At 37.5% G+C, this 4,781-nt stretch carries 4 protein-coding genes; 3 read left to right on the top strand and 1 reads right to left on the bottom strand.

Annotation, left to right across the window (positions count from 1 at the left end; all coding sequences use genetic code 11):
- Positions 1–161, top strand: a 161-nt coding sequence (locus V5N63_RS10670; protein ID WP_332033930.1) for a YchJ family metal-binding protein, incomplete at its 5' end; no start/stop codon positions are given.
- 1 nt (position 162) lies between these two features.
- Here the strand turns inward: V5N63_RS10670 and V5N63_RS10665 are convergent.
- Complete coding sequence (locus tag V5N63_RS10665; RefSeq protein ID WP_442905815.1) at positions 163–426, bottom strand: VF530 family DNA-binding protein; 264 nt, start codon at positions 424–426, stop codon at positions 163–165.
- A 106-nt stretch (positions 427–532) separates the two neighbouring features.
- On the opposite strand from V5N63_RS10665, the gene V5N63_RS10660 reads away from it, so the two are divergent.
- Positions 533–1,738, top strand: coding sequence for a metallophosphoesterase family protein (locus V5N63_RS10660; RefSeq protein WP_332033926.1), 1,206 nt, complete (start codon positions 533–535; stop codon positions 1,736–1,738).
- Positions 1,739–1,741: 3 nt separating this feature from the next.
- Positions 1,742–4,780 carry an SMC family ATPase gene (locus V5N63_RS10655; RefSeq protein ID WP_332033925.1) on the top strand — a complete coding sequence of 1,013 codons (3,039 nt, stop codon included), beginning with the start codon at positions 1,742–1,744 and terminating at the stop codon, positions 4,778–4,780.
- Position 4,781 lies beyond the last annotated feature (1 nt).

Genomic DNA, 4,781 nt, shown 5'->3' with positions numbered 1-4,781 from the left:
AATGGACGAAATTGGAAATCTTGAAATCAACTTTAAACCAAGTAGAATTTAAGGCTTACTATAATGATGAAAATGGAAAACCGCAAATTCATCATGAACATTCGCTTTTTAAAAATTTGAACGGAAGATGGTATTATGTTTCCGGAAAATTCATTGATTAATTTATTGATCCCTTTTCTCCTGCTTCTTTTTCTGTCGTAGGACATAGAGATAGAGACTTTCCACTTTCGATCTGGCCCAATCCGTTTTTCTAAGGAATTTAAGCGAGGAATTGATACTCGGATTATCGGTAAAACATTTGATATTGATTTCTTTTCCTAACTCTTCAAAACCTCCGTAATATTCGACCAACTCTTCTAAAATTGAATCTAAACGTTTTCCGTGTAAAGGATCTTTATGTTCCATAATGCCCGTAAAAGTAAACATTACAATTTATTTATGCGGTAAAAAGTAAAAAATCACTATTTTTTGTCCTTACATTTGAAAGGTGAAATCGCTACAGATTCCATTTCATCATTAATTTTTTCTGAACATGAAAATTCTGCATACAGCCGACTGGCATTTGGGTAAACGGCTGGACCGTTTTTCGAGACTCGAAGAACAGATTCTGGTCATGGAGGAAATCGTAGAAATTGCCGACGCACAAAATGTTGATCTTGTTCTGGTTGCCGGCGATCTTTTCGATAATTTCAATCCAAGTGTTGAAGCCACCGAACTTTTTTACAAAACTTTGAAACGTTTATCGCTGAACGGAAAACGCCCGGTCATCGCAATTTCCGGCAATCACGATTCTCCAAACCTGATTGATGCACCCGATCCGCTGGCCCGAGAATGTGGCATTGTCTTAATTGGTCATCCCAAAGCAGTTGTAAATCCTTTTGAACTCGATGGTTTTAAAATTACGTGTTCGGTTCCGGGTTTTATAGAAATAAAGCTCAAAAATCAGGAATTTCCGGTACGGATTCTTCATACTCCTTATGCAAACGAAATCCGCCTGAAAGAATATTTCGGTGAAAATAAAGAAGAAGATCTTAATCAGGTATTGGCAGAAAACTGGCAGCGTTTGGCTGATGAATTCTGTGATGAAACAGGTGTAAACCTTATGATGGCGCATCTGTACATGAACAGAAAAGGAAGACCGCTTCTGGACGAACCTGAAGGTGAAAAACCTATTAAAATTGGGAATGCTGATCTTATTTTTTCAGATAGCATTCCACCTCAGATTCAGTACACGGCTTTAGGACATCTGCACGGTTTCAGAAATATCGGGACGGCTGAAAAACCCGTTGTATACTCCTCTTCCCCACTTTGCTACAGTTTCAGTGAAGCCGGACAGACCAAATTTGTTTCTATTATCCATGCACAGCCGAATCAGCATGTTTCTTTTGAAAAAATTGCCTTACAACACGGGAAATCTTTGGCAAGAAAAACCTTCAACAATATAGAACACGCGCTTGAGTGGCTCACCGAAAATCAAAATACTTTGGTGGAACTCACTCTGGAAAGCGAAACTTTTTTGAAAGCGGAGGACCGCAAAAAAATTTACCAGACTCACCACGGAATTGTCCATTTAATTCCTAAAATCAAAAATGAGGAATTCAGTGAAAATCAGTTGAGAACCATCAATTTAAATCAGGATATCCAGGCGCTTTTTAAAGATTACTTCAAAACTAAAAACAACGGCCAGGCACCGAACGATGATCTCATCGAACTGTTTAACGAAATTAAAAACCTTTAAATTATGATTCCAGTTCAGCTCACCCTTGAAGGTTTGTACTCTTATCAGGAGCGGCAGTCCATTGATTTTTCCAACCTTACGGAAGCCGGACTTTTCGGTATTTTCGGGGCTGTAGGTTCCGGGAAATCTTCCATTTTAGAAGCCATCTCTTTTGCATTGTACGGCGAAACCGAACGCCTCAATAAGCAGGATAAAAGGGCGTACAATATGATGAATCTGAAAGCGAATAAGTCCTTTATTCAGTTCGATTTCATCAATCACGAAAATAAAAATTTCCGCGTTCAAAGGGAATTCAGACGGAATTCTAAAAAATTTGACGATGTAAAACCCGTGCAGGCAACATTTTACGAAAAACACAGCGAAAACTGGATTCCGCTGGAGCATTCGGATTGCGAAAAAATTATTGGACTGAGTTATGCGAACTTTAAACGCACCATCATTATTCCTCAGGGACAGTTTAAAGAGTTTCTCGAATTGGGTGCAACAGAACGCACGAATATGATGAAGGAAATTTTCAGTCTTCAGCAATATGATCTGCAGAATAATGCCTCAATTTTAAACAATAAAAACACTGCAGCGCTTAATCAATTGGAAGGTCAGCTAAAAGGTTTTGAAGATATTAATGAAGAAAACATCTTAATACAAAGAGAATTACTGGAAACTGAAAAGCAGAAATTCGAAAACATTAATATTGAATTTAAAAAAGCAGAAGATCATTTCCGGCAACTAAAAAATCTGAAAACCGATTTCCAACTGCTCAATTCGAAGAAAGAAAACTTCGCAAAACTTCTTATCGAAAAAGAAAAAATTGATGCACTGGAAGCAAAAACGGATTTGTATGATAAAATTTCTTGCGCGTTTAATCCATTAATTTCAGAAAAAGAAAAACTTCAATCTGAATTACACCATCTTCAAAAAGAGCAGACTTTAAATGCAGAACTTTTAAAAGAAACCTTATCAAAAGTTGATCAAAATAAGAAGGAATTTGAAGCTGTTTTGCTGAAATATGAAACCTTAAGTGATTCCAAAATTCAGGAAAATGACTTGAATCTGATTTTTCAGATGCTCACGTATTCAACTGACATTAAATCTCTAAAAGAGCGCACAGAAAACGGCTTTGCGAAGGTAAAGGAAGTCGAAAATTTTCAAAAAACAATCAAAGAAAAAATCTCCGGATTACATGCTCAGCTTGAAAATCTGAGACCCAAAAAACTCGACACCAACTTGCTGCTGAACGTTGGGAACTGGTTTTCTGAACAAAGAAACTTAAGCGATTCTTTTCAGAAACAAACCAGTAAAATCACTGAAATTAAGACCGGACTTCTGAAAATTGAAAAAGAACTACAGCCTTTCAACATCGATCCGGAAAACTTTCCTCAAGAGTTTCGGTTGAAAATGGATCGGCTTGAAAGTGATAAAACCAAAAGTTTAGCAAAGAAAAGCCAGCTCGAAGTTCAGCAGCAGTTGGCCCATTTTGTGGACGAACTTCACGACGGAAAATCCTGTCCGCTTTGCGGCTCACTGCAGCATCCGCATATTGTGGAAATTGATGATGTTACAGCTGAAATGAATTTATTAAATGAGCATTTGGCGCAAATTGATTTCCAGCAAAAAGAGATTCAGTCTCACATTTCAGTAGTCGAAAAAATTCTGGAAAGAAAGAAATTACAGCAATCTCAGCTAAATACTGAGGAGGAAAATTTAAACGAGATAAAAATCCAGGTTGAAAACCATCAAAATCTGTTCATCTGGAAAGAATTTAATCCTCAAAATGAAACAGAATTCTTGAGTAAAAAATCTGAATCTTTTGCAATCGAAAAACAGATCGACGACCTTCAGAAACAGATTTCAGCAGAACAGGAAAACCTTGAAAAATATCAGAAACAGTTGGACAAATTCAATGAAGCACTTCAGGATTTTAAACTGAAAGAACACGAAGTTGAAACCAAAATCACGACCAATGAAGCGAATCTGAAGATTTTACGCTGGAATGATTACCGTGAAAAAAGTGTGAGCGAAGTCGGAAAATTACATTCCGATTTATCAAAAACCAATCTCGAAACTGAGCAGAATTACCAAAATTTAAAGAAACAGGAACAGGAACTTGCGGTAAAAATTTCTGCTGAAGAAACGACTAAAAAAGAACTCGAAAAAAGGAGTTTATCTTTAAATGAAGAGATTTCAAAAAACAACAGCCAGATTAACAAGGCTTTAACCGAAAACAAATTCGCGTATCTTCATGAAATTGAACCTGTGTTAGCGCAAAAAATTGATGTAGCAGCAGCAAAAAATCAAATCCAAAAATTCAGGATTGAGTTCGAAACGCTAAAAAACGGAATCTCTGAGCTCGAAACCAAACTCGAAGGATTTAATTTTGATGAAAACCGTTTCACAGAAGCCGAAACGCAGTTCAAAACCCTTGAAAGCGAAAAAACAAACGCCAACAATGCGGTTATAAAAATCAGTTCAGAGATTGACAGGTTAGTCATGGAGTTCAGTAAAAAAGAGAATTTACTGAAAGAATTTTCGAAACTTCAGAAGCGCGCTGAAAACCTAAAAATTATGACGAATCTTTTTAAAGGTGCAGGTTTTGTGCAGTATGTATCTTCCATTTATCTCCGTCAGCTCTGCGACCAGGCGAACATCCGTTTTCACCGCATGACGCGCAACCAGCTGAGTCTTCAGCTGAATGAAAACAACGATTTTGAAATCATCGATTATCTCAACGAAGGCCGCTCCCGAAGTGTAAAAACTTTATCCGGCGGACAGGCTTTTCAGGTATCACTTAGCCTTGCTTTGGCACTTGCAGAAAGCGTTCAGACCAATGCGAGAGCAGATAAGAATTTCTTTTTCATCGATGAAGGTTTCGGAACCCAGGATCTGGAATCTGTAAATGTGGTTTTCGAAACCTTAACCAGTCTGCAAAAGGAAAACAGAATTGTCGGAATTATTTCGCATGTGGAAGAACTGAAAGAGAAAATCCCGGTCTCCCTGAACATCCGTAAAGACGAGGAAAGAGGCAGTTTGATTGAGGTGATGTAAA

Origin of the sequence: Kaistella sp. (assembly GCF_032060305.1) — a bacterium.
GTDB lineage: Bacteria > Bacteroidota > Bacteroidia > Flavobacteriales > Weeksellaceae > Kaistella > Kaistella yananensis.
Note: the sequence above shows the minus strand (reverse complement) of the source record. Positions and strands in the feature narration are given on the sequence as shown.

Coding starts and splice junctions, on each gene's coding strand:
- V5N63_RS10665 (WP_442905815.1), bottom strand. CDS start 426: ATGTTTACTTTTACGGGCATTATGGAACATAAAGATCCTTTACACGGA.
- V5N63_RS10660 (WP_332033926.1), top strand. CDS start 533: ATGAAAATTCTGCATACAGCCGACTGGCATTTGGGTAAACGGCTGGAC.
- V5N63_RS10655 (WP_332033925.1), top strand. CDS start 1,742: ATGATTCCAGTTCAGCTCACCCTTGAAGGTTTGTACTCTTATCAGGAG.